Source organism: Methylobacterium sp. Leaf466 (genome assembly GCF_001425565.1).
Taxonomy (GTDB): Bacteria; Pseudomonadota; Alphaproteobacteria; order Rhizobiales; family Beijerinckiaceae; genus Methylobacterium.
The window spans coordinates 201013-220504 of the sequence record NZ_LMRC01000032.1 but is presented as its reverse complement, the minus strand read 5'-3'; the positions used below and the strand labels follow the sequence as shown (position 1 = coordinate 220504).

At 70.4% G+C, this 19492-nt stretch carries 26 protein-coding genes; 16 read left to right on the top strand and 10 right to left on the bottom strand.

Features of this window, described 5'->3' with window-relative positions; all coding sequences use genetic code 11:
* Window positions 1–117 precede the first annotated feature (117 nt).
* The gene (locus tag ASG59_RS20695) at window positions 118–984 is read right to left on the bottom strand and encodes a hypothetical protein (RefSeq protein WP_162245460.1); all 867 of its coding nucleotides are present in this window, start codon (window positions 982–984) and stop codon (window positions 118–120) included.
* Between the two features lie 79 nt (window positions 985–1063).
* Entirely contained in the window at window positions 1064–1567 is a 504-nt protein-coding gene (locus tag ASG59_RS20690; RefSeq protein WP_156399255.1) for a hypothetical protein, read from the bottom strand.
* A 183-nt stretch (window positions 1568–1750) separates the two neighbouring features.
* Here ASG59_RS20690 and ASG59_RS14785 point away from each other — a divergent pair, with 183 nt between their 5' ends.
* From ASG59_RS14785 to ASG59_RS14775, 3 genes are all read left to right on the top strand, one after another.
* Window positions 1751–2281, top strand: a complete 531-nt coding sequence (locus ASG59_RS14785; protein ID WP_056409623.1) for a hypothetical protein — start codon at window positions 1751–1753, stop codon at window positions 2279–2281.
* Window positions 2199–3506, top strand: coding sequence for a terminase family protein (locus ASG59_RS14780; RefSeq protein ID WP_082528780.1), 1308 nt, complete (start codon window positions 2199–2201; stop codon window positions 3504–3506). Before ASG59_RS14785 ends, ASG59_RS14780 begins: the two co-directional genes overlap by 83 nt.
* A gap of 136 nt (window positions 3507–3642) precedes the next feature.
* On the top strand, window positions 3643–4803 hold the full coding sequence (locus ASG59_RS14775; protein WP_056409621.1) for a phage portal protein: 1161 nt from the start codon (window positions 3643–3645) through the stop codon (window positions 4801–4803).
* A 576-nt stretch (window positions 4804–5379) separates the two neighbouring features.
* Here the strand turns inward: ASG59_RS14775 and ASG59_RS14770 are convergent.
* Window positions 5380–5559: a type II toxin-antitoxin system VapB family antitoxin gene (locus ASG59_RS14770; RefSeq protein WP_055880858.1), complete on the bottom strand. Its 180-nt coding sequence runs from the start codon at window positions 5557–5559 to the stop codon at window positions 5380–5382.
* Window positions 5560–5642: 83 nt separating this feature from the next.
* On the opposite strand from ASG59_RS14770, the gene ASG59_RS14765 reads away from it, so the two are divergent.
* From ASG59_RS14765 to ASG59_RS14750, 4 genes are all read left to right on the top strand, one after another.
* Entirely contained in the window at window positions 5643–6161 is a 519-nt protein-coding gene (locus tag ASG59_RS14765; protein ID WP_055880854.1) for an HK97 family phage prohead protease, read from the top strand.
* Window positions 6158–7423 carry a phage major capsid protein gene (locus ASG59_RS14760; RefSeq protein WP_056280960.1) on the top strand — a complete coding sequence of 422 codons (1266 nt, stop codon included), beginning with the start codon at window positions 6158–6160 and terminating at the stop codon, window positions 7421–7423. Before ASG59_RS14765 ends, ASG59_RS14760 begins: the two co-directional genes overlap by 4 nt.
* Before the next feature lie 180 nt (window positions 7424–7603).
* Window positions 7604–8707 carry a hypothetical protein gene (locus ASG59_RS14755; protein ID WP_056409619.1) on the top strand — a complete coding sequence of 368 codons (1104 nt, stop codon included), beginning with the start codon at window positions 7604–7606 and terminating at the stop codon, window positions 8705–8707.
* Window positions 8708–8709: 2 nt separating this feature from the next.
* Complete coding sequence (locus tag ASG59_RS14750; protein ID WP_055880845.1) at window positions 8710–8955, top strand: hypothetical protein; 246 nt, start codon at window positions 8710–8712, stop codon at window positions 8953–8955.
* Between the two features lie 50 nt (window positions 8956–9005).
* On the opposite strand, the gene ASG59_RS14745 is transcribed toward ASG59_RS14750, so the two are convergent.
* The gene (locus ASG59_RS14745; RefSeq protein ID WP_055880842.1) at window positions 9006–9302 is read right to left on the bottom strand and encodes a hypothetical protein; all 297 of its coding nucleotides are present in this window, start codon (window positions 9300–9302) and stop codon (window positions 9006–9008) included.
* Between the two features lie 2 nt (window positions 9303–9304).
* On the bottom strand, window positions 9305–10069 hold the full coding sequence (locus ASG59_RS14740; RefSeq protein ID WP_055880838.1) for a Crp/Fnr family transcriptional regulator: 765 nt from the start codon (window positions 10067–10069) through the stop codon (window positions 9305–9307).
* Between the two features lie 233 nt (window positions 10070–10302).
* Between ASG59_RS14740 and ASG59_RS14735 the strand changes: the two genes are divergently transcribed.
* The gene (locus ASG59_RS14735; protein WP_056409614.1) at window positions 10303–10989 is read left to right on the top strand and encodes a Crp/Fnr family transcriptional regulator; all 687 of its coding nucleotides are present in this window, start codon (window positions 10303–10305) and stop codon (window positions 10987–10989) included.
* Between the two features lie 9 nt (window positions 10990–10998).
* Here the strand turns inward: ASG59_RS14735 and ASG59_RS14730 are convergent, their stop codons facing one another.
* From ASG59_RS14730 to ASG59_RS14720, 3 genes are all read right to left on the bottom strand, one after another.
* Window positions 10999–12102 carry a PAS domain-containing protein gene (locus ASG59_RS14730; RefSeq protein ID WP_082528777.1) on the bottom strand — a complete coding sequence of 368 codons (1104 nt, stop codon included), beginning with the start codon at window positions 12100–12102 and terminating at the stop codon, window positions 10999–11001.
* A gap of 267 nt (window positions 12103–12369) precedes the next feature.
* A complete protein-coding gene (locus ASG59_RS14725; RefSeq protein WP_056409610.1) occupies window positions 12370–13233 on the bottom strand; it encodes a trypsin-like serine protease in 864 nt (287 codons plus the stop codon).
* Between the two features lie 128 nt (window positions 13234–13361).
* Complete coding sequence (locus tag ASG59_RS14720) at window positions 13362–14114, bottom strand: trypsin-like serine protease (protein ID WP_055880824.1); 753 nt, start codon at window positions 14112–14114, stop codon at window positions 13362–13364.
* 30 nt (window positions 14115–14144) lie between these two features.
* On the opposite strand from ASG59_RS14720, the gene ASG59_RS14715 reads away from it, so the two are divergent.
* The 8 genes from ASG59_RS14715 to ASG59_RS14680 all read left to right on the top strand — a co-directional run bounded on the left by ASG59_RS14715 (window position 14145) and on the right by ASG59_RS14680 (window position 17906).
* Window positions 14145–14714, top strand: coding sequence for a phage head-tail connector protein (locus tag ASG59_RS14715; protein WP_055880821.1), 570 nt, complete (start codon window positions 14145–14147; stop codon window positions 14712–14714).
* Window positions 14715–14740: 26 nt separating this feature from the next.
* Window positions 14741–15091 (top strand): head-tail adaptor protein, encoded by a 351-nt coding sequence (locus ASG59_RS14710; protein ID WP_056409608.1) that lies wholly within the window; start codon window positions 14741–14743, stop codon window positions 15089–15091.
* On the top strand, window positions 15088–15561 hold the full coding sequence (locus ASG59_RS14705) for a DUF3168 domain-containing protein (RefSeq protein ID WP_244475721.1): 474 nt from the start codon (window positions 15088–15090) through the stop codon (window positions 15559–15561). Before ASG59_RS14710 ends, ASG59_RS14705 begins: the two co-directional genes overlap by 4 nt.
* A gap of 24 nt (window positions 15562–15585) precedes the next feature.
* Window positions 15586–15993, top strand: coding sequence for a phage major tail protein, TP901-1 family (locus ASG59_RS14700; protein ID WP_055880815.1), 408 nt, complete (start codon window positions 15586–15588; stop codon window positions 15991–15993).
* Entirely contained in the window at window positions 15993–16319 is a 327-nt protein-coding gene (locus ASG59_RS14695) for a gene transfer agent family protein (RefSeq protein ID WP_055880812.1), read from the top strand. The genes ASG59_RS14700 and ASG59_RS14695 overlap by 1 nt, the downstream gene beginning before the upstream one ends.
* Window positions 16316–16537 carry a phage tail assembly chaperone gene (locus tag ASG59_RS14690; RefSeq protein ID WP_056409714.1) on the top strand — a complete coding sequence of 74 codons (222 nt, stop codon included), beginning with the start codon at window positions 16316–16318 and terminating at the stop codon, window positions 16535–16537. Before ASG59_RS14695 ends, ASG59_RS14690 begins: the two co-directional genes overlap by 4 nt.
* A 14-nt stretch (window positions 16538–16551) precedes the next feature.
* The gene (locus ASG59_RS14685) at window positions 16552–17127 is read left to right on the top strand and encodes a phage tail tape measure protein (RefSeq protein WP_056409605.1); all 576 of its coding nucleotides are present in this window, start codon (window positions 16552–16554) and stop codon (window positions 17125–17127) included.
* A 137-nt stretch (window positions 17128–17264) separates the two neighbouring features.
* A complete protein-coding gene (locus tag ASG59_RS14680) occupies window positions 17265–17906 on the top strand; it encodes a DUF2460 domain-containing protein (RefSeq protein WP_055880806.1) in 642 nt (213 codons plus the stop codon).
* On the opposite strand, the gene ASG59_RS14675 is transcribed toward ASG59_RS14680, so the two are convergent.
* A complete protein-coding gene (locus ASG59_RS14675) occupies window positions 17887–18828 on the bottom strand; it encodes a pyridoxamine 5'-phosphate oxidase family protein (RefSeq protein ID WP_056409709.1) in 942 nt (313 codons plus the stop codon). The genes ASG59_RS14680 and ASG59_RS14675 overlap by 20 nt on opposite strands.
* A gap of 45 nt (window positions 18829–18873) precedes the next feature.
* Window positions 18874–19488 (bottom strand): glutathione S-transferase, encoded by a 615-nt coding sequence (locus ASG59_RS14670; protein ID WP_055880802.1) that lies wholly within the window; start codon window positions 19486–19488, stop codon window positions 18874–18876.
* Window positions 19489–19492 lie beyond the last annotated feature (4 nt).

Sequence of the window (19492 nt, the reverse complement as noted above, 5' to 3'; positions counted from 1 at the left end):
TGAAACGGGCAGCGACGCTAGCAACCACAGCCTCGCCCGACACCCTCGAATGCGCAAGCTCCTTAGCAATGACAGCTAGGTGTGACGAGACAGGTGAAGCGCTTGAAAAGGCCTTCGCTAACGCCGTACAGGCGCGGCTGCCGGAGCCGATAGATCCGGCGCCCGATCAGAAAGATTGAGCAGAGTATGTTGCCGCCGGGTTTGCTCAGTCGAGTAAATGGTGGTGCGGGCTTCAAGGATGGTGGCCCCATAGGCTCGGTTTACCGGCCATTCGCGGTTCCGATCAAAGTCCGGTCCCAGCAATCCCTTGAAGTCTTCCCCATTGGGCACGACTAGGTGGAAAGAGCCGGTCATCACGTCTATGCCAACAAGTGTTCCAACGATTGGTCGGATGTTTCGTATCTCGTCCGATGCCGCTTCGATAATGCCGACAATGCGCTCCATACGCTCGCGGCCGACAAGCTGGCCTAGCTGACGGCCATCTGAGCGATTCCAGCGCACGTCGGCGTCAAAACCACCTTTGACGTTAGCCGCAGACCAGTCATGGACACGTTTTATTACCGCGTTGCCAAGCTCCTGCGCGACATGCCTCACGGCCGATCGGCTGTCTATCTCAACTACGCGAAAAAATGCGTCAATTGAGGCGTCCAGCGCGCCATGCTGAAATATATCCCGTTGAGTGGGCGCCAGCAGCACCACGCCGAGTGAGCCGGCATAGGTGTAGCCAAGCTCCATCATGCTCTCTTCAAGTGCCTCGTTGCCAAACGTAGCCTTAGCTTTCGGGCCATTCTTCTTGGCGTCGTGAACCTGCGTGAATAGGTTCTGATAAGTAAGCATCGACTCGGACACATAGGAGAGCCCGTAGCGACGGTTTTCCACCTGTATGAGCCGGTAATTACAGACCTCGATTTGTGCTTCGCTGGCGGCCTCAAACATGCGCTGGCGGAGCTGCCCGGCAAGCTTCTGCTTCGCGGCGAGGTTCATGCGTAGGGCCTTGCTGTCCGGCTCCCGCATGGAAGCCGCTTCCAGCCTCGCCACTGAGGCAAGCGCACGCCTAGTCTCTTCAGCGACGGATGCGTAGCCCGACATCGGTTTCGCCCAACCTCAACACCGCTATTCCCTTCAGGTACTCGCCGTTATGCTCCCGGCCGCACTGCTCGCTCCATAGCATTTCATTGCCACCAAGTCGAAACGAGGGGTGCCCTATCGGAAACAAAGTTTCTACGAAACCGTCCACTCCGTCAATAAAATTATTATCGTTTATAGAATAAATTAATGACTCTTGCTCATCTGTAAGATTTTCTGCGACATCTGGATCAAGAATAACTGCGACATCGACATCAGAGGGATCCATCTTTTCTGTCAAAAAGCTTCCATTAATAAGCATTTCGCACCTGATCCTCTTTATCGTGAATACAAGTATGAAATCTGACAACCTAGCGAAAAGTTGGCTTCGGACTTTGGATTTCGAGAAAGGGCGTACGCATAGCTCCTCAATCTCGGCCAGTTGTCGATAATGACGGCCTGGCGCTAACAGAGGCGCATAATCAAATTTGAAGCCCGCCATGCCTCACATGGTAGCTGGACCGAAATGCTGCGCAATGGCCTAGCTGGGCGATCAAGTTGGGTTTGCGAAGTGTATTGCCTTTCATTAATTCCTTTCATAGGAATTAATGATTGACACCGCGACGCTCCTGGGCTATCACTCCTCCACGCTCAAGAAGTGTGACGAGAGACGGCGGGGGCGGCGATGACGGGTTCGCCTCAGGAGGGGCGTCGGCGCGTCGAGGCGCTGGTGCGCACAACCTCCAAGACATTTGGGCAGATCGCCGCGGAGACCGGCGTCGCCCACCCGTCGACCATCGCGAAATGGAGCCAGCGCTACGGCTGGCGCCCGTCGCCGTCGCCGGGCGGAAAGAACGACCTGCGGGCGACCCTGCGCCGCCACATCGCCCGCCAGATTTCGCGGTTCGACAAGGCGCTGCGGCAAGCACCCAAGACCCCCGCGGCCAAGACCCTCGCACCCAAACCCCTCGATTCGGCCAAGGTGCTGCGCGATCTCGGCGGCCTCAAGAAGCTACTGGACGAGATCGATGCGGACGGGCGGCGGGAGACGGACGATGGCGCGGATGCGGGTGGCGACCCCGGCGGCGGCGGCCTCGACCTGCCCGCCCTGCGCGCGCAGATCGCGGACCGCTATGCGGCATTCGCAGGCGACGGGGCGGCTGCCGGCCTTCCTGGCGAGCCTGCCGCCGGCCCTGGTCCTGACCCTGGCGCGTGACTGGCTCCATTGCGCCCGCCCCGACCAGCTGCCGCCCTGCGAGGGGCGAACACCCTGGACCACCTGGGCGGTGATCGGCGGGCGCGGCTCGGGCAAGACCCGCACCGGCGCCGAATGGGTGCGGGCGCTGGCGCTGGGCGATCCCGCCTTCACGGCGAGCCCCGTCGGGCGGATCGCGCTCGTCGGCGAGACCTTCGCGGACGTGCGCGACGTGATGATCGAGGGGCCGTCCGGCCTGCTGGCGCTCGCCGGGCCGCGCCCGGTGTGGTCGCCCTCCCGCCGGCGGGTCGATTATCCCAACGGCGCGGTGGCGCTGGCCTTCTCGGCCGAGGAGCCGGATTCCCTGCGGGGGCCGCAGTTCGGCGCCGCCTGGTCGGACGAACTCGCCAAGTGGCGCCAGGCGGAGGCCGCCTACGACATGATCCAGTTCGGGCTGCGGCTGGGGGCGCGGCCGCGCAGCCTCGTCACCACGACGCCGCGCCCCACCGCCCTGATCCGCCGGCTCCTCACCGACCCGTCCGTGGTGGTGAGCCGCTCGCGCACCGCCGACAACGCCATGAACCTGGCGCCGTCCTTCCTCGAGGGCATCGTCGGGCGCTACGCCGGCACCCGGCTCGGGCGCCAGGAACTCGACGGGGAGCTGATCGAGGACCGGCCGGACGCCCTGTGGAACCGGGCCGGGATCGAGGCGGCCCGCGTGGCCAGGGCGCCGGACGCGCTCAGGCGCATCGTGGTGGCGGTGGACCCGCCGGCCTCGTCGCGGGCCGGGGCCGACGCCTGCGGGATCGTGGCGGCGGGGTTGTCGGATTCGGGCCACGCCTACGTGCTGGCCGATGCCACGCTGAGCCGGGCGACGCCGCAGGTGTGGGCGCTGGCCGCCCTCACCCTCTACCACCGCCTGGAAGCCGACGCCCTCGTGGTCGAGGTCAACCAGGGCGGCGAGATGGCCTCGGCCGTGATCGCCCAGATCGACCCCGCCGTGCCGGTGACCCCGGTGCGGGCCAGCCGCGGCAAGTACCTGCGGGCCGAGCCGGTCTCGGTGCTCTACGCCCGCGGCCTCGTCCACCACGTCGGCGCCTTGGCCGCCCTGGAGGACGAACTGTGCGACCTCGGCCCCGACGGCCTCTCCACCGGCGCCTCGCCGGACCGCCTCGACGCGCTGGTGTGGGCGCTGACCCACCTCATGCTGAGGGCCAGGGCGGAGCCGCGGATCCGGGGATTGTAGGGCCCGCTCTCCCCTCCCCCTCGTGGGGAGGGGCCGGGGGTGGGGGTGGTTCCGCCGGCCTCGGGCCAGGGTCGCCCCACCACCCACACCTCCAACGCCTCTCCACAAGGGGGAGGAGAGACCCGCGAGAGCCCCCATGCCCAATCTTCTCACCCGTCTCACCCGGGCGATCGCCCGCGCGCCGGCCACCAAGGCAGCACCCCTCTCGGCCACCCGCGTCGCCTTCTACGGCGAGGGCCGGGCCGCCTGGACGCCGCGCGACGGCGTTGCGCTGGCCCGCGAGGGGTTCCAGCGCAACGCCGTGGTCCACCGGGCGGTGCGCCTCGTGGCGGAGGCCGCCGCCGCGGTGCCGCTGAGTCTCACGGACGGGGCCGCAGGGCATCCGCTGACGGCGCTCCTCGACCGTCCCAACCCGCGCGAGGGCGGGGCGCGGCTGCGCGAAACGCTCTACGGGCACCTGATGGTGTCGGGGAACGCCTATCTCGAATGCGTCGCCCTCGACGGCGTCCCGCGCGAGCTCCACGCCTTGCGCCCCGACCGGATGCGGGTGGTGCCCGGCCCGGACGGATGGCCGGCGGCCTACGACTACACGGTCGGCGGGCGCGTCCTGCGCTACCATCGCGGCGACGAGGGGATGAGCCCGATCCTCCACCTCACCCTGTTCCACCCCACCGACGACCACTACGGCCTCTCGCCGATGGAGGCGGCGGCGGTGGCGCTCGACATCCACAACGCGGCCGGCGCCTGGAACAAGGCGCTCCTCGACAACGCCGCCCGGCCGTCCGGCGCGCTGGTGTTCGCCGCCGCCGCCGGCAATGGCTTGAGCGACACGCAGTTCACCCGGCTCAAGGGCGAGCTGGAGACCAACTACCAGGGCGCCGGCAACGCCGGGCGGCCGCTGCTCCTGGAGGGCGGGCTCGACTGGAAGCCGCTGTCGCTCTCGCCCAAGGACATGGATTTCGTGGAGGCCAAGAACGGGGCCGCCCGCGAGATCGCCCTGGCCTTCGGCGTGCCGCCGCTCCTCCTGGGCCTGCCCGGCGACAACACCCACGCCAACTATGCCGAGGCCAACCGCGCCTTCTACCGCCAGACCGTGATCCCGCTGGTGCGCCGCACCGCCGAGAGCCTCGCGCAATGGCTCGAACCCGCCTTCGGCCCCGCCCGCCTGGAACCCGACCTCGACGCCATCGAGGCGCTGGCGCCGGAACGGGAATCCCTCTGGCGCCGGGTGCAGGGGGCGGACTTCCTGTCCGAGGACGAGAAGCGCGAGGCGGTGGGCTATGGGGCGCGGGGGTGAGGGAGGTCGGTCTTCGAAAGGACGATAGTGCACCTGACGTACCCAGCCCCGGCAACATGTCAGAATGTGCTTTTTATCTCCAAGTGATATAAACGGAGTAATCCTTACCCAAGTATTTGGCTGAGCCGCCAGCGCTGCGCTGGTGCTTTCTTCCTCTAACGGTGGGATCGTATTTTCCGTATAGAAAACTTGTTGGCTGTTCACAGCAAGCCGATTGCAATTCACCCTCAATATTAAGAGCGTCTTCACGCCTAAGTTCTGTCGCCAACAAAACAAAATGAGGGTATTGAAGTTTTATCGCGTCTCTGTACTGCCGGCGCCGCACTATGGGTGTAGCGGTTATGCCAATACGATATTGCGACATTGCGGGCGAGGCACAGATAGCTGCGAGGGTGCCGAGGACGTAGTGGAAACGGCCTCCTTCAGCGATAAGATTATGAAACCCGCTCATCCCTAAGCCTTCTTAAACATCAGAACACAGGCAATCGGCGTCGGCATCGACGATGTCGCTGAAGACATCGGCCTCTACTTAGCCGGCGATGATGGCGATCAACGCCGACGCATCGACCAAAAGTGTCATTCGCCGCTCAACCCATCGAAGAACGCCTTGTCCGCCAGCTGTCCGGTGGGCGCCGGCAGCGGGTGGAGCGCACGACGTTCGGCCAGCCGCACCGCCTCGGACTTCGTCGTGCCGGTGGCCTTGGCGAGCTGCGCCACGAGATCCGCCGTCGCGTCGTCCTCGATGGTGAGCGGCATCCGCCCCTCCTCGCATATCCTCGATGCACCACACGGATATTCGCGGTCCTCACCCCTGTCATCCCTCACCGATCGGATCATCCATGGATGGCCATGTCACCGGCTACGCCAGCCTGTTCGGCGTGCCCGACCTCGGGCGCGACGTGGTCGCGCCGGGCGCCTTCGCCGCCAGCCTCGCCCAGCGCGGGCCGGCGGGGGTGCGCATGCTCTGGCAGCACGATCCCGCCGAGCCGATCGGGCGCTGGCTGGCGCTCTCCGAGGACGCCCGCGGCCTCAGGGTCGAGGGCCGGCTCAACCTCGCCGTCCAGCGGGCCCGCGAGGTCGACGCGCTGATGCGCGAGGGCGGCCTCGACGGGCTCTCGATCGGGTTTCGCACCCTGCGCGCGGCGCCCGAGCGCAACGGCCTGCGCCGCCTCCAGGCGATCGACCTGTGGGAGATCTCGCTGGTGACCTTCCCGCTCCAGCCGGGCGCGCGCATCGGCGCGCCGGCCCGTGCGGCAGCCGACATGCCCGCGCAGCTGCGGGCGCTCGCCCGCCGCATCGCCCCCCTTTCCACCCGGCCCCGCGCCGCCCCTTCCGCCCCCACCCGAGGTACACGATGAGCGTCCACGCCCCCTTCGAGACCGCATCCTCCCCCCTCCTCGAGAACAAGGCGGCGCCGGCCGACGCCGGCACGGCCCTGGCCGAGCTCGCCCAGGCCTTCTCGGCCTTCAAGGAGACCAACGACGCCCGCCTGGCGCAGCTCGACGCGCGCCTGGGCACCGACGTGGTGACCGAGGAAAAGCTCGCCCGGATCGACGCGGCCCTCGACGGAGCCCGCCAGCGCCTCGACCGCCTCGCCCTCGACGGACGCCGGCCGCCCATGGCCAACGGGCCGGTCCCGCGCGACGCCGCCGCCACGGAGCACAAGGCCGCCTTCGACCTCTACGTCAGGGCCGGCGAGAGCGGCGGCCTCAAGCGCCTGGAGGAGAAGGCGCTCTCGGCCGGCTCCGGGCCGGACGGCGGCTACCTCGTGCCCGCCACGGTGGAGCGCGAAGTGCTCGTGCGCCTCGCCCGCCTCTCGCCGATCCGGGCGCTGGCCAGCGTGCGGACGATCTCGGGCGGGCAGTACAAGCGCGCGGTCTCGGTGAGCGAGGCCGTCTCCGGCTGGGTCGCCGAGACCGCGCCGCGGCCGCAGACGGCGAGCCCGACCCTGTCCGAGCTGAGCTTTCCGGCGATGGAGCTCTATGCCATGCCGGCCGCGACCCAGACGCTGCTCGACGACGCCGTCGTCGACATCGACGCCTGGCTCGCCGACGAGGTCGAGACCGCCTTCGCCGAGCAGGAGGGCACCGCCTTCGTCACCGGCAACGGCATCAGCCGCCCGCGCGGCCTGCTCGCCTACGACACGGTCGCCAACGCGTCGCTGGTGCCGGGCAAGCTCGGGACGATTGCCACCGGGGCGGCCGGTGCCTTCCCGGCGGCCAACGCGGCCGACGTGCTGTTCGACCTCGTCTATGCCCTGCGCGCCGGCTACCGCCAGAACGCCGCCTTCGTGATGAACCGCAAGGTCCAGAGCACGATCCGCAAGATGAAGGATGCCGACGGCAACTACCTCTGGCAGCCGCCCACCGCCGCCGACCGCGGCGCCACCCTGCTCGGCTTCCCGGTGGCCGAGGCCGAGGCGATGCCGGATGCGAGCGCGGGCAGCCTCTCGATCGCCTTCGGCGACTTCAAGCGCGGCTACCTGGTGGTGGACCGCACCGGCCTGCGGGTGCTGCGCGACCCCTATTCGGCCAAGCCCTACGTGCTGTTCTACACCACCAAGCGCGTCGGCGGCGGCGTGCAGGACTTCGATGCGATCAAGCTGCTGTCGTTCGCTTGAACACCCCGGCCTCCGCCGACGCCGGGCGGAGGCCGGCCGTCCGGACGATGCGCCCTCGCGAGCCCCACCCGCGATCCCCACCATTGTGTAACCGGTGGCTGCATTTTTCCCGTCGTACCGCTTCCTTAACCGCTTGGTCATGTCCATAACGCTACCTCAGGTTAATCGAGGAGCATCGCAATGAACCTTGACGGAGCGGAGAACGCCAAAGCCGAGGTGTTCAAGCGCGCCTTCCGCTACGCGGAGGTGGCGACGGCGGCGACCGACGGCGGTGGGCCGATCTTCGCGCCGGCCCCCGACACGGCCGCCCATGCCGACATCGCGCGGGCGAGGCGGGCCGGGGAGATCGATCCCAAGGAAAAGATCGCGGTCGGCATCCTGCGACGGGATCGGGGGGACGACCGCGGGCAGGGACTCAAGCTGGGGCTGTTCGTCCAGCACAAGAAGCTGCTCCACCATCCCGTCGTCGAGGCGGCGTTGCGTGTCGCGCCCACGGAAGCGGAGGTCATCGTGACCGGCCGGATCCGCAGCCAGGGCAGGCGGAAGGTCAGGACCTGCCGCCCCCTGCGCATGGGCGAGTCGGTCGGCCACCATCGCATCACCGCCGGCACGATCGGCTGCTTCGGCGTCGATGCGGACGGCCGCGTCGGGTTGATCTCGAACAACCACGTCCTGGCCATGAACAACAAAGCCCGAGTGGGCGACATCATCCTCCAGCCGGGCAGGGCCGATGGCGGGGACGCGCGGCAGGCCGCGCACGTGGTCGCCAAGCTCGGCACCTACATTCCGCTCGACTTCGACCCGACGTCCTTCAACCTCGTCGACTGCGCCTTCGCGCCGCTCGAAGAGGGGCATGCCCGCCCCGAGCCCTTCCTGGTCGGCGACGGAGAGATCGGTTCGGACGGCTGGAGCATCGGCGATATCGAAGAGCTGCTCATCGACGGCGACCCGGTGAAGAAGGTCGGCCGCACCACCCGCTTCAGCACGGGCGTCGTGGAAGCGATCGCGATCGACAACGTCCGGGTCCAGATGGTCAGCGGCGCCGCACCCCGCTTTGCGATATTCAATCGCCAGATCGCGATCAGCGGCACGGAGAAGACCTTCTCCAAGGGCGGCGACAGCGGTTCGCTGATCTGCACGATGGACGGCCGGCCGATCGCCCTGTTGTTCGCCGGAACCGAGACCGGTGGCCGCAACGACCGCGGCATCACTTTTGCAAATCCGATCCGGGCCGTTCTTGATGCACTCGCCGTCGATCTCTACAGTCCTGCGACAGGAGTCTGACCATGGGTGAGCAGCGGGAGAAGTTGCTGGCGTCGCGGTCGGCGGCCCTGGCTGCGAAGGAGGCGTTCACCTCTCAATACGCGGCGGGACGGCCGGACCGGGCGGTCGGGCTCGGCGTCAACCGGAGCGGCGACGACTGGGCCGTGAAGGTGTTCGCGCAGACGCCCTCGGCGGCCGAGGAATTGCCCGATCATTTCGGCGCGTTCGACGTCGAGGTGGAGATCACCGGGCAAGTCAAGATCCGCTAGATCCAAGATCCGCTATATCCAAGCTCCGCTAGATCCAAAGATCTGCTAGATCATGGGGGCGGGCGCCACGACGTCCCGGCTTGGCTGCGCTTGAGGTTGGTCCGGAACCAGCGTGTCGCATCGTCGAGGGTGTCGAAGGGCTGGACCCGTACGCCCTTCAGGTGGCCGAAGGCGGCTTCGACGAACCAGGCGCCGCTATGCTCGTGACCCGGGGTCACGAGGCGCACGAGAACCCCGACCAGCATTCCGTTGGCCATCACCAGCATGCCGTCGCGGTCGAGGCTCGCGGTGTCGACGGCGACCGGCTGCAGCACCACCAACGTCTCGACGTTGTGCTGCGCGTCCACGGTCAAGCTCCTTCGGTTCGACCGAGCCAGGTCGCGCGCCGACGTTCGACCCAGCGCGTGTTCTTGAGGTGGAGGTAGTTGGCGTTGAAGCCGCAGTAGGCCTTCAGCCGGTCGACGTCGAGAATCGTCAGGACCCGATGCTTGAGCGTGACGAGGCCGAGCTCGCGCAGTTCGCGCAGGGTGCGGTTCACGTGAACGTTCGAGAGCCCCATCGTGTCGGCGATGTCGGTCTGGGTGAAGGGAAACTGATAGCTGTTGTCGCGCACGCGACCGACGGCGTCGAGGCGCATCAGGATCTCGCACATGATGTGGGCGATGCGTTGATTTGCCTCGCGCGCTCCCAGATTCACCAGCCACTCGCGCAGGATGGCTTCATCGACCAGCGCACACCACCAGAAGGCGCGGGTGACGCGGGGATGACTGGCGGTGATCTCGTCGATGGCCGCGCGCGGGATGTCCACGATCTGGCACGCCGAGATCGTGCCGATGCTGTGGTCCATCTGGTCGAGGATGAAGACGTTGAGGTCGCAGAAATCGCCCGGCAGGAAGTAGGCCATGATCTGCCGCTGGCCGTCGGCCAGGACCTTGTAGCGACAGGCGAAACCGTCGAGGACGAGGTGGACGTTCTCGGGTACCTCGCCCTCCCGGATGAGGTCGACGCGAGCGCCGACCTGCCGCACCTTCGGCACCAGCGCATCGAGGGCGCTGCGGTCGTCGTCCGACAGTGACTCGAAACTTTCGAGCTTCTTGATCAAGGCATGGTGCATCTATCACGCCATGTGTGTGGCCTTCGCGGCCTCAGCACTATGTTGAAAATACAACCTCCGTGCCATCATATGATAATGATTGCGTCGATCCCGACATGCACGTAAGTCATAAGCATCGTTTGCCGTAGTCACTGGGCGCAGACGACTGAGGGTTTTTGCTCCCGCCCCGGATGCGGACGGGACCATTGCCACACCCACTTCAGACTGCTTGCGCGAACCGGCTTCTCAGCTTCATGCCGCCGGACGACTTCTCGACGATACAGCCGTATCTCGAGACGTCACCGCTCCGGACCGGTGACGTCCTGATCCGGGCCGACACCCCGATCCCGACGGCCCACTTCATCGAAGACGGGATCGTCTCCTGCATCGCCGTGGCGGCGGACGGCCAGCAGATCGAACTCGGCCTCGTCGGCCGCGAAGGCATGGTCGGCGTGCCGATCCTGCTCGATGCCGAGCGCACGCCCAACGAGGCGCGGGTCCAGGTCGCGGGGACGGCCTGGTCGATCCCGGCCGCGGCCCTGCGCGACGCGTTGCGGCGGCGGCCCAGCCTGCACGATTTCCTGCTGCGCTACGCCCAGGCCGTGGCGGTGGAGGTGGCCGCGACCGCGCTCGCCAACGGCCTCTACAAGATCGAGCGACGGCTCGCCCGGTGGCTGCTGATGTGCCACGACCGGATCGACGGCGATGTCCTGCCCACGACGCACCGGTTCCTGTCCTTGATGCTCGGGGTCAACCGCACCGGCCTGACCACGGTGGTGGCCGGCCTCGAACGGGCCGGCATCATCGAGACCAGCCGCGGCTCCATCACCATCCGCGACCGCGACGCGCTGCTGGCCCTGGCGGGCGCCGCCTATGGGGCGCCGGAGGCGGAATACCTTCGGCTCATCGGCGCAGGCGCCGAGCAGCCCCGGCCCGAGTGAACGGCAGCGTCAGCGCGCCAGGCAGTCCAGCGGGATCGCGATGCGCACGCTCAGTCCTTCGGGCTCCCACTCCTGCGCGATCGTTCCGCCGAGCTGTCCGGTGACGCTGCGCTGAACCAGGGCGGAGCCGAACCCCGGCGCGGCCGGTGCGCCCGCGACCAAGGGGCCGCCCCGCTCGATCCAGGCGAGTCGCATCGCGGCCCCGTCGCGCCGGCAGGTGACGCGGACGTGCCCGGCCTCCCCGGCCAGGGCGCCGTGCCTGACGGCGTTGGTGGCGAGTTCGTGGACGACGAGGGTCAGGCTCGTGGCGGCGGTGTATCCCACCGGCCCGTCGCCGACGGCGTCGACGACGATCCGGGCCCCGCCGTCCGGATCGCCGTAGGGCGCGAGCAGGGCGCCCAGGAGAGCCCCCAGCGTCCGGCCCGGCCCATCCTCGGGCAGGGCGTGGGCGCGGTCGAGGGCGGTGAACCGGTCCCGCAGGGCCTTGGCGAAGGGCTGCACCGCCGGCAGGCTGCGGGCCGACGAACCGATGAGCCCGTTGACGAGGGCGAAGACGTTTTTCAGGCGGTGGTTCAGTTCGCGCCGGCGCAGGTCCTGGTCGGCGCCGATCCTGCGCAGGGCCGTCGCGTCCCGCGAGACGGCGAGGAACCCGCGCAGGGCTCCGCGCTCGTCGGTGATCCGCGTCAGGACCACGTCCCAGTCGCGGCTGTCGCCCTGGGCGGTGGGGCGCTTCAGGAAGAACCGCGACGCGATGCCGGACCGGGCGACCGACAGGCTGGCGAGGATCGCCATCCGGGCCTCCGCGGGCCAGAGGTCGCTCCAGCGACCGGCTTCGCCCGGCACCATGCCGGCACCGTAGAGCGTCTCGGCGGCGGCGGGATTGGCAAAGCGCAGGTGCCCCTCGCCGTCCAGGACCTCGATGCAGTCGGGCGTGGCCTCGACGATGCCGGCCCCGAGCCGCGCGCCGGACCAGAGCATGCGGGACAGGGTGGCCGACGCCTCGTTCGGGCTCGGGGCGGAGGGGGCTCGCTGAGCCTCGCCAGACGGTCCCCGTCGGCTCCACCACGGCTGGCCTTCCTGCACGGAACGGTCACCGTCTCCGCCCTGTGTCATCGCGCTTCCTTGCTGGGCCCCGCAAGGCTTCGGGAAAGGTGTCGACCGCCCGAACCGTAACCGTATCGTGTTGTCAGGCCACCAACATATGTTGGAAATCGTACAGACGCCCTATCGGGAAGATGTCGCGAAGTGCCGATATCTCGCACGCCCTCGAAGACAGGACCCTCGCAGTAACGCCGTTCCGCAGCGGCGAGCTATGGTGCACGGGAGCTGTCGTCGCCGCCCCGTCGCGGAGGGATGAGCGGCGCTGGACTGGGCGATGCGCTACCGGCGCGCGGGCCGGGCCATCCAGTCGGAGCGGTTGCCGCGGCCGGCGGGCAGGGCCTCGCCGGGCTGGATGCGGGCGAGTTCGGCCGAGCGCGAGGCGATCCAGCCGGCGTGCTCGCCGGTGGGCGTCACCGCGGTGAAACCGCCGCAGGCGGTGCGGGCGCGGGCGTTCTGGCGCATGGCGCCGCTCGACCAGCTCACCACGCCGACGATCTGGTAGCCGCCGCGGCCGCCGCGCAGGATCGGGCCGCCGGAATCGCCCAGGCAGGCGCCCGAGCCGGTGGTCTCGGCAAAGCGGCGGCGGTCGGTGACCATGGTGACCTTGTTGGCCACCTCGAGCGAGCCGATGGAGACGAGCTGCGCCGAGCGCAGGGTGCCGGCGGTGTTGCGACGGTTCTCGGCCACGACGCCGAAGCCGGCGATGTCCACCGCCTCGCCGGTGGTGATGGCGCCGCCGCGCGGGTCGAGGGGCTGGAACTCGGGGCCCAGCGGCCGCTCCAGCTTGATCAGCGCCAGGTCGATGCCGGGCTGGTCCTCCGGCGTGGTGCCGGGCACGAAGTCGGGGTGCATCGAGGCGGCGACGGCCAGGACGCGCTGCTGGCGGAACCGCCGGTCGACGGCCACCACGCTGTAGCCGGCCCGGTGCATCACGCAATGGGCGGCGGTGAGGACGAGGTCCGGACCGATCAGGGTGCCCGAGCAAATCTCGCCCCGGGTGCTCTCGATGCGCACCACCGAGGCGCGCAGGCCGTCGGGATCGCGCGAGACCGCGCCGTTGATGACCGCCATCGCCGGGCCGGCGCTCGTCAGCGCGACCAGGGCAGCGCCGAGACGGGCCACGCGCAGGGCATTTACGAGCATCGATCTCTCCGGAGTCCGGGGACGCGTGTCCCAGGGCGGGTCAAGCCTAGCCGAAGGAAGGGTCGTGGCCAAGGCGTGGTTCCATCGCGAGGGCGGCGGCGGTGCGACCCCTCCGGCGGCATGGGTCGTCAGGGCGCCGTCCAGGTCGCCGTCGTGCCCCAGCCGGCGAGCGTCCGGTCGATCCAGTCGCGCTGCGGCCCCAGCAGCACGCCCTGGGAGACGCCGCCGCAACCGCCGCCGATCCAGGCCGAAACCGCGAGCACGGCGGCGGTGCCCTCGGGCCCGATCGGCCCGCCGGAATCGCCCTGGCAGCCGCCCGCACCCGCGCTCCTCAGCCAGACCAGGATGCGGCTCTGGCCGTAGGGCTCCACCACCGGCAGCGCGACGCTGCGGAAGGTGCCGGTGGAGCGCGCGTCACCCGCCTTGCCGGCACCGTAGCCCGAGAGGGCGAGGCGCTCGCCGGCCCTCGGCATCGCCGCGCTCAAGGGGGCGACGGAGAAGCGGGGCGGCAGCGCGGACGCCGTGCGCACCAGGGCGAGGTCGATGGAGCGGCGGCGTCCGGCGATCGCCCCGGCATCGTAGCCCGGATGCACCACCCGGCTCGCGAGATCGAGGAGGACGGGCGCCCCGGCGGCGTCGCGAAAATGCACCCGGTGCTCGGCGCGTCCCGACACGCAATGGGCGGCGGTGAGGACGGCGTCGCGGGCCACCACGACGCCGGTGCAGACCCCGCCGTTCGACGACAGGACCATCACGCTCGACCCGGCCGCCTCCGGCGCCTCGCGGCCGCCGACCACGGCGGGCGCAGGGCCGGCCAGAACGACCCACGCGACCGCCGCCGCGACCGTCCGCCAACCCGCCCGCGTGCCTTTTCCCCGCATGCCTTCTCCCCGCGCGCCCCGGAGACGCCGATGACCCCGATACGCCTGGACGAGGACATCGTCGAGCCGGTCAGCCTCGCCGAGATGCGCCTCCACCTGCGCCTCGACCCCGACGACGGCGGGGCCGAGGACGGCCTCGTCGCCGCCCTGATCGCGGCGGCCCGCGCGAGCGTGGAGGCCGAGACCCGCCGCGTCCTCGCCCCCGGCCGCTACCGGGTGATGCTCACCGCCTGGCCGCCCGACGGCCGGGTGCCGCTGCCGCTGAGCCCACTCGTCGCCCTGGCGCGGGCGGGCACCGTCGACGGCGACGGGACGGTCACCCCCCTCGCGCCCGGCCTCGTGCGCCTCGGCGACGACCCCGTCGAGGCGCCCGGCCTCGTGGTCTCGGCCGCGGTGCCGGAGCTGTCCCGGCGGGTCGCGCTGATCGAGGTCGAGGCCGGCCACGGCGGCGCCGGCCCGCCGGTGCCCGCTCCGCTGACCCAGGCGATCCGACTGCTCGTGGCCCACGGCTTCGAGCGGCGCGGCGACGAGGCCGGCCAGGAGCCCCGGCCGCCGGCGGTCGCCGCCCTGATCGCCCCCTGGCGGCGGCTGCGCCTGTGACGCCCTCCCTTCCCGGAGCCTTCGCGATGAATTCTTCCCCCATCGGCGCGCGCCGGCGCCGGTTCGTGCTCGAACGCCCGATCGAGGAGCCCGACGGCTTCGGCGGCAGCTTGCGCCGCTACGTCGCCGGGCCGCTCCTGTGGGGGGCGATCACGCCGCTCGGCGCCACGGAGCGGGCCGGGGGCGGACGCGCCGACCGGCGTGCCACCCACCGCATCCGCCTCGCCTACCGCGACGGGATCGCGCCGCCGATGCGGCTCAGCGCCGGCCCGCGCCGCTTCGCGATCCGCCTCGCCGGCGATCCGGACGGGCGCCGCCGCGACCTCCTCTGCGAGGTGGAAGAGCTCGTCGAGACCGCCTCGGAGCCCCGGCCATGAGCGCCGCGACCACGAGCGCCGCGACCATGACCGCCGTGTCCACCGGCCCGCTCCTCGCCTTGCGGGGAGCGATCCTGGCGCGTCTGGCCGCCGACGCCACCCTCGCCGGGCTGACGGGCGGGCGCTTTCGCCTCCACGACGAGCCGCCGCGCGGGGCGAGCCCGGTCTACGCCCTGTTCGGCGACACCACGGTCCGGGCCGATCCCGTCGACGGCGCCAGCCGCCACCTCCACGAGCTGGCGCTGGTCGTGGTTGGGAAACCGGGCTCGACCCGCAGCGCCGTCGAGGCCGCCGCCCGCATCGGCGACCTGCTCGCCGACGCCCCCCTGTCGCTGACCGGCCACGCCCTGGTGCTGCTGCGCGTCCAGTCCCTGTCCACCGTCCGCGATCCGCGCAGCGGCGAGGCCAGCGCCACCCTGACGCTGGCCGCCGTCACCGAAGCCCTTCTCCCCGAAGCCCTTCCGACCTGATCCCTCACCAATCCGGAGCCCGCCATGACCGCCCAGAAAGGCAAGGACCTCCTCCTGCGCATCGCGGAGGGCGCCGGTTTCACCGCCGTCGCCGGCCTGCGCGCCCGCCAGATCGCCTTCAACGCCGAGACCGTGGACATCACCTGCGCCGAATCCACCGGGCGCTGGCGCGAGCTGCTGGCCGGAGCCGGCGTGCGCCGCGCCGCGATCTCGGGCTCGGGCGTGTTTCGCGACGGGGCCTCGGACGCGCGGCTGCGCCAGGTGTTCTTCGAGGGCACCATCGAGGCCTGGCAGATCGTGGTGCCGGACTTCGGCACCGTCACCGGCCCGTTCCAGATCACCGCCCTCGAATACCGCGGCGACCATGCCGGCGAGGTGACCTTCGACATCGCCCTCGATTCTGGCGGTGCCCTCGCCTTCGTGGCCGCGTGATGGCCAACCGCCGCCGCGGCGAGGTGCCCCTCGTCATCGCCGACACGCGCTACACCCTGTGCCTCACCCTCGGGGCCCTGGCCGACCTCGAGGACGCTCTCCAGGCCGGCGACCTCGCCGGCCTGGCCGACCGCTTCGCGGGCGGGCGCCTGGCCAGCCGCGACCTCATCGCGCTCCTGGGCGCGGCTCTGCGCGGGGGCGGCCACCCCCTCGACGACGCGGCGGTGGCCGCCCTGCCCCTGGCCGGCGGCCTCGAACCCATCGTCACGGCGCTGGGCGACGTGCTCGCGGCCGCCTTCGGGGCCGAACCGCCGGACCCTCCCTGACCACGGGCGGGCAGGGCCCGGAGGGTGCGCCACCCTCCGCCTTCCCGTGGGACGACGTGCTGGCCCTGGCCCTCCACGATCTGCGCTGGCGCCCCGCCGACGTCTGGGCCGCGACCCCGCGCGAACTCGCCGCCGCCGCCGGGTTTTCCCGCCGCGCGAGCCCCATGAGCCGGGCCGACCTCGACAGGCTCATCGCCGCCCATCCCGACCCGAGCTGATCCGGAAAGCCGCCATGCCCGAGACCGACACCGACCGCAGCCTGGCCGGCCGCGCCAGGCAGCAGGAAACCCTCGACAAACTCTCCCAAAAATTCGGCCAGAGCCTCGCCAGGGCCCTGTCGGTCAACGTCAGCGGCGGGCGCCAGCTCGACGGGGTGCTCGCCACCATCGGCGCCAGGCTCGCGGGCCTCGCCGGCCGGGCGATCGCGGCACCGGTGAAGGCGGGCGTGACCGGCCTCGTGAAGAGCCTGCTCAACGCCGGGGCCACCCAGGAGACCACGGCGCTCGCCCGAGGCGGGGTGATCGCGCAGGGGCGGGTGCGGCCCTTCGCGAGCGGCGGGATCGTGGCCGCGCCCACCTACTTCCCGATGCAGGGCGGCACCGGCCTGATGGGCGAGGCCGGGCCGGAGGCGATCCTGCCCCTGCGCCGGGGCGGCGACGGCCGCCTCGGGGTCGCGGCGGCACCGGGCGGGGGGCCGAGCGTCACCGTCAACATCACGACGCCGGACGTGGCCGGCTTCCGCCGCTCGGAGGCGCAGGTCGCCGCCACCCTGGCGCGGGCGGTGGCGCGGGGCCGGCGCGGGCTCTGATACGGTTTGCCGCTTGAATCGAGCGGGAACCGTATCACCAAGCCCGCGCGGCGCCTGAGCGAAGCCCATGTCCGCATCACGAAGTGATCAGCCGGAAATGGGATGAGGCGAGCCTCGTCCATCACGGAGACCGACCGATGCCGAGCGACTTCCACGAGGTCCGTTTTCCCCTTGACGTGGCCCTGCGCGGCAGCGGCGGCCCGCGCCGGCTCACCGAGATCGTCACCCTGGCCTCGGGCGCCGAGCACCGCAACGGCCGCTGGGCCGATTCGCGCCGGCGCTACGACGCGGGCTTAGGCATCCGCAGCCTCGATGCGCTGCATGCGGTGCTGGGCTTCTTCGAGGAGCGGCGCGGGCGCCTCTACGGCTTCCGCTACCGCGACCGGGTCGACCACCTCTCCGGACCACCCTCGAAGGCGGTCTCGGCCACCGACCAGCCGCTGGGCACCGGCGACGGGACGACGCGGGTGTTCCAGCTCGCCAAGACCTACGGCACCGGCCCGCTGCCCTACCGCCGTGTCATCGCCAAGCCGGTGGCCGAGAGCGTGCGCGTCGCGGTGGCGGGGGTGACGGTGCCCGCCGCGAAGGTCACTTGCGACGCCGCCACCGGCCGGCTCACCTTCGCCGCCGACGCGGTGCCGGCGGCGGGCGCGGCGGTGACGGCGGGATTCGCCTTCGACGTGCCCGTCCGCTTCGACACCGACGACCTCACGGTCGACCTCTCGGCCTTCACGGCCGGCGAGATCCCGCGGGTGCCGCTCATCGAGATCGTGCCGTAGAGGAGACGGCCGGCTCGTCGAACCGCAGCGGCCATGCGCCCGCGCGTCGGATCACCGTGCGGGGCTCGAAGCGCCAAAGCCGCTCGGCGCCCGGGAAATCCGCGATCTCCTCGGCGTCGAGGGCCACCGTCGCGCGCCCCGTCATCTGCAAGAGGTCGCCGCCGGCAAAATCGATGACGACGAGCCCGGCGCGCGGATTGGCGAGCATGTTTCCCAGCGTGTTGAAGAACCGGTTGCCGGAATAGTCGGGGACCGTGAGCGCGCCATCGGCACCGACCCGGACGAAGCCGGCGGGCCCGCCGCGATGCGAGACGTCGACCTGCCGTGTCCCGTCCCCGCCCTCGGCGTAGCTGGCGACGAAGACGGTCTCGGCCTGCACGACGAGCGCGCGGGCGCGCTCGTCAAGGCGATCAGACACCTCGGGAACGGCCGGCGCCGACACCGCGATCGGGTGCGGGTTGGCGCGCACGCGGATGTATTGCGGGCAATTGCCGAAGCTCTGCTGCACCCGGATGGCGAAGCCGTCCGGTCCGGTCCGCTCCAGGAGGCCGTTCAGGCGGTTGCGCCGCCGCGTGGCGAGATCGATCCCGAGGAGACCGATCGCGGCGCCGTCCGACAGCCCCGCCTCGGCGGGGTCGCCGGGCTCGGCAACCGCCCGCACCCGCAGATGGGCCGGATCGGTCGCCTCGAGGAAGCCCGGTCGCCCGGTCCGAAGGGTCGCCCAGACATCGCCGGCCGGATCGACCGCCCCCAGCACCACGAACGGCAAGTGGGCGTAGAATGCGCGATGCTGGTCGATCAGGTGGTCGCGGATCACGCGGGGGCCGATCTCGGCCATCCGTTCGGCGACGCCGAGGTTCGCCTGGAGGGCGACTTCGCCCGGATGCCAGGGCGAGGCGGGCGGATGTTCTGAGAAGGACATGTATTCTGAGAAGGACATGGGGAACTCCCGGACGAGGCCTGAGCGTCAGGCGGCACGCAGGCCGGCGCGCGTTCGCGCAAACGGCACGAAGCCGGGCAGGGCCTCGATGCGGGCGAGCCAGGTGCGGACCGCGCCATAGGGTGCGAGGTCGACGTTCCCCTCGGGCGCGGCGGCGATGTAGCTGTAGAGGGCGACGTCCGCGATGGTGGGACGGTCGGCGGCGATCCAGGACCGGCCGGCGAGTTCGGCCTCGATGCGGCCCAGGATCAGGTGAGCCCGGGCGATGACCTCCGCCGCATCGAAGGATGCGCCGAACACGGTGACGAGGCGGGCGGCCGCCGGCCCGAAGGCGATGGGGCCGGCCGCGACGGAGAGCCAGCGCTGCACCTGCGCCGCGCCGGACGCATCCTCCGGCAGCCAGTCGGTACGGCCGAGGCGCTTGGCCAGGTAGACCAGGATGGCGTTGGAATCGGGTACCACGTTCGCCCCGTCCACCAGGACCGGGACCTGGCCGAACGCATTGAGCTTGAGGAAGTCCGGCGCCTTGTGCTCGCCCTTCGCCAGATCGACCTCGACGATCTCGCAGGGCGCCCCGACCAGGGACAGGAACAGGCGGGCCCGGTGGGCATGCCCGGACAGGGCGACATGAAAGAGCTTCATCGGA